The sequence below is a fragment of the Geminicoccus flavidas genome (genome assembly GCF_009806515.1).
Classification (GTDB): Bacteria; Pseudomonadota; Alphaproteobacteria; order Geminicoccales; family Geminicoccaceae; genus Geminicoccus; species Geminicoccus flavidus.
The window spans coordinates 1-3,305 of record NZ_WUJP01000387.1 but is presented as its reverse complement, the minus strand read 5'-3'; the positions used below and the strand labels follow the sequence as shown (position 1 = coordinate 3,305).

2 protein-coding genes are annotated in these 3,305 nt (G+C 66.9%); both read left to right on the top strand.

The genetic code is table 11. The annotated features are described in order from the left end of the window. Window positions 1-793 precede the first annotated feature (793 nt). Window positions 794-1,075 carry an HGGxSTG domain-containing protein gene (locus EQG76_RS33415; protein ID WP_407925529.1) on the top strand — a complete coding sequence of 94 codons (282 nt, stop codon included), beginning with the start codon at window positions 794-796 and terminating at the stop codon, window positions 1,073-1,075. A gap of 565 nt (window positions 1,076-1,640) precedes the next feature. Beyond that, a partial coding sequence (locus EQG76_RS10930) for an adenylate/guanylate cyclase domain-containing protein (RefSeq protein ID WP_159713291.1) occupies window positions 1,641-3,305 on the top strand: 1,665 nt, incomplete at its 3' end.

Genomic DNA, 3,305 nt, shown 5'->3' with positions numbered 1-3,305 from the left:
TCCGCCTGGTCTTCGCCATCAGATCACCTTTCTGGCCTCGCAAGAGCGTATCAGAGGTGTCCACCGAAGTGAGGGACGAACAATCTAATTCGCTGCAAGGTCACCTCATACTAGAAGTTCATAACAGACCTGTTGGGCACAAAAGCAACCTGCGCTAAGCAGGCTGGATGAAGCGCTCTCTAGTTTCTGATAAGCTACTGTAGTCGGCCGAACCGCTAGTGCCAAACTTGTCGGGTAGACGATGGAGCATGACTACGTAATGGCGAAACTCAATAGCCCGACTGATGTAGGGGACTGATGACGAAGATGAAGAAAGTTCCCACGCCACCATCTGAGCTGGCAGGGCAGATCGCGCACTGGAAGGACAAGCCGGACATCGCGGGGCTGGGATCCGGTGCTGCGACCTTGAACGTGCTCAACCATATGGTCTCGGCAGCTTTCCTCGGGGCCGGTGCTTCCCTGGAGATGCGGGAGTGGAAACAGCGCGCTTTGCTCGACACGATCCTCGCCATGGGGCCACGCGACCCGATCGAGGGGCAGTTGATGGCCCAGATGATCGCAGCCAACGAAGCGACCATGGAGTGCTATCGCCGCGCGGCGCTGCCGGATCAGACGTTCGAGGGGCGGCAGATGGCGCTGGGCCACGCGAACAAGCTGGCGCGCACCTACGCGACCTTGGTGGAGACCCTGAACCGGCACCGGGGCAAGGGACAGCAGACGGTGCGGGTGGAGCATGTGACGGTGCAGGCGGGCGGACAGGCGATCGTCGGCAACGTGACAGCGGGGAGTGGGGATGGCAGACGAAGTATCGATCAAGCCCATACACCGGCGCTGGCCGATGCAGGACTGCCCACGCTGCGGGGCCAGGACCCGACAAGGGACCGCATGCCTCGCACCAGCGGTCCGGGGCAAGAAGCGCTGCCGGATGCATGGCGGAGCGAAGGGGAGCGGGGGCCAGAGCGGGCGGGCTAATGGGCGCTACCGCACTGGGCGCTACACGCGAGAGGCAAACGAAATGCGGCAGATGGTGACGGGGTTGCTACGAGAAGTCCTTAAACTAGTAGAGAAGAGCTGACAGATGCCATATCAAGTTGATCTCACCTGATGCAGCGGCTGGTGATCTCGTCCACCTCCTTCAGCAGCAAGTCGTGAACACGATTTGCGTCGCGTAGGTGAAGTCCTGGCAGGCAGTAGCTGGTTAGCCTGGTTCATCCGGGCCTGCGCCTTGGTCGCCGGCTCGCGACTCGGGCGGCCACCGTGTCCAGTGCCGGTCGGAGCGTGTCGAACTGGACCTGGCACTCGGATGACCGCTTTGGCGCCAGACTGCAGAGTGCATCGCCATCGTTGGCGTCCTGATAGTCGGCCGATCAGCAGTACCCGGAAGCGGATCATCTCAGCGAGGGTGTGATGGACGGGTCAGGAGTCCTAGGGTGCTCGAGGCAGCACGCCAGGTGCTCCGCGCTACGGAGCCGGTGCTCGACAGCTAACATGAGCAGGCCCGCGACCGAGGTGAGCCAGCCGCCATCTAAGGCGCTAGGCGGCGAGAAGGCGCTGCCTTCGTGCTGTTCCGTGGCGCTCTGTGACGAGTCGGAGTAGATTCTTTCTCTTCGGGAAGGCACGCCCGACCAGGGGGAAGAGGGGTGGACCTTGGCGTTTGGCTCCGTCGGCTGGAGCTCCAGAAGTACGTCGAGATCTTCGCCGCCAATGCAGTCGGGCTCGACGTCCTTCCCGACCTGAGCGACGCCGACCTGAAGGAACTCGGCATTCCGCTGGGCGACAGGAAGCGGCTACTCAAGGCCGCGGCGGCGCTGCGGCCGGCCGTGACCGCGGCGGTAGCCGCTGGGGATGCTGCGACGGCAGAGGAACCGCCTGGTGAGCGGCGGCAGGTAACAGTGCTGTTCGCCGACCTCGCTGGCTACACCGCGCTCAGCCGTGAGCTCGATGCGGAGGAGGTGCATGCTCTCCTCGGCAGCTTCTTCGAGCGCGCCGACCGCATTGTCGCCGAGCACGGCGGCCGCGTCGACAAGCACGTCGGCGACTGCGTCATGGCCGTGTTCGGCGCGCCCGTGGCCCACGGCAACGATGCCGAGCGGACGGTACGCGCCGCCCTCGCCATCCGCGGCGCCATGCCGGCCGTAGGAGCGGAGGCGGGCCGGCCGGTTGCGGTGCATGTCGGCGTCGCCGGCGGCGAGGTGGTGGCCAGCGGCACCGGCAGCACCAGCCATCGCGAGTACACGGTCACGGGTGACTCCGTGAATCTCGCCGCCCGGCTGACCGAGGCCGCCCGGCCGGGCGAGATCCTGCTTTCCGAGACGGTGCGCCGCGCGCTTCTCGACCGGCTCGACTGCGAGGAGGTCGGGGCGCTTGCCGTCAAGGGTTTCGCCGACCCGGTGCGGGCCTGGCGCCTGCACGGCATGCACGGTCCCTCGGCGATGGCGCGGCGGCCGCTTTTCGGCCGCGACCCCGAGCGCGCCCAGTTCCGCGCCATCCTTGCCACCTGCTCAAAGAGCCGGCGCGGCCGGACCGTGCTCGTGCGGGGCGACGCTGGGATCGGCAAGACGCGGCTCGTGGAGGAGTTCGTGAGGCTTGCGCCCGAGGAGGGCTTCGCCTGCCACACCGGCCTCGTGCTCGACTTCGGCACAGGCACCGGCCGCGATGCGATTAGGACGCTCGTGCGCGGGCTTCTCGGCCTTGACGGCTGCGGGGGCGGACCCAAGGCGGTGGCGGCCGCTGCCCAGGCAGCCTTGGCCGAGGGCCTTGCTGACGAGGCTGACGCCGTGTTCCTCAATGATCTGCTTGATCTGCCGCAGCCGGTTGAGCTGAAGGCGCTCTATGACGCCATGGACAACGCGAGCCGTAACCAGGGCAAGCGCATGACCGTGGCGCGTCTCGTCGAGCGGGCGAGCGTCCGCCAGCCGCGGCTCCTGACGGTCGAGGATGTGCACTGGGCGGACCGGCTGACGCTCGCGCACTTGGCTGGGCTCGCTGGCACGGTCAACACCTGTCCCGCCGTCCTGGTGATGACCACCCGCAGCGAGGGCGACCCACTCGACAACGTCTGGCGCGCCGCGGCCGGTGGTAGCCCGCTCCTGACCATCGACCTCAAGCCCCTCGACCCGACCGCGGCACGGGCGCTGGCCGCGCCGTTTCTCGCTGCCAATGCCACGCTTGCCGAGCGTTGCATCGAGCGCGCAGCGGGCAACCCGCTCTTCCTCGAGCAGCTTCTGCAGCACGCCGAGGAGAGGGCGGCGGACGTCGCCACCGTTCCTGGCTCAGTCCGCAGCCTGGTGCAGGCGCGGCTCGAC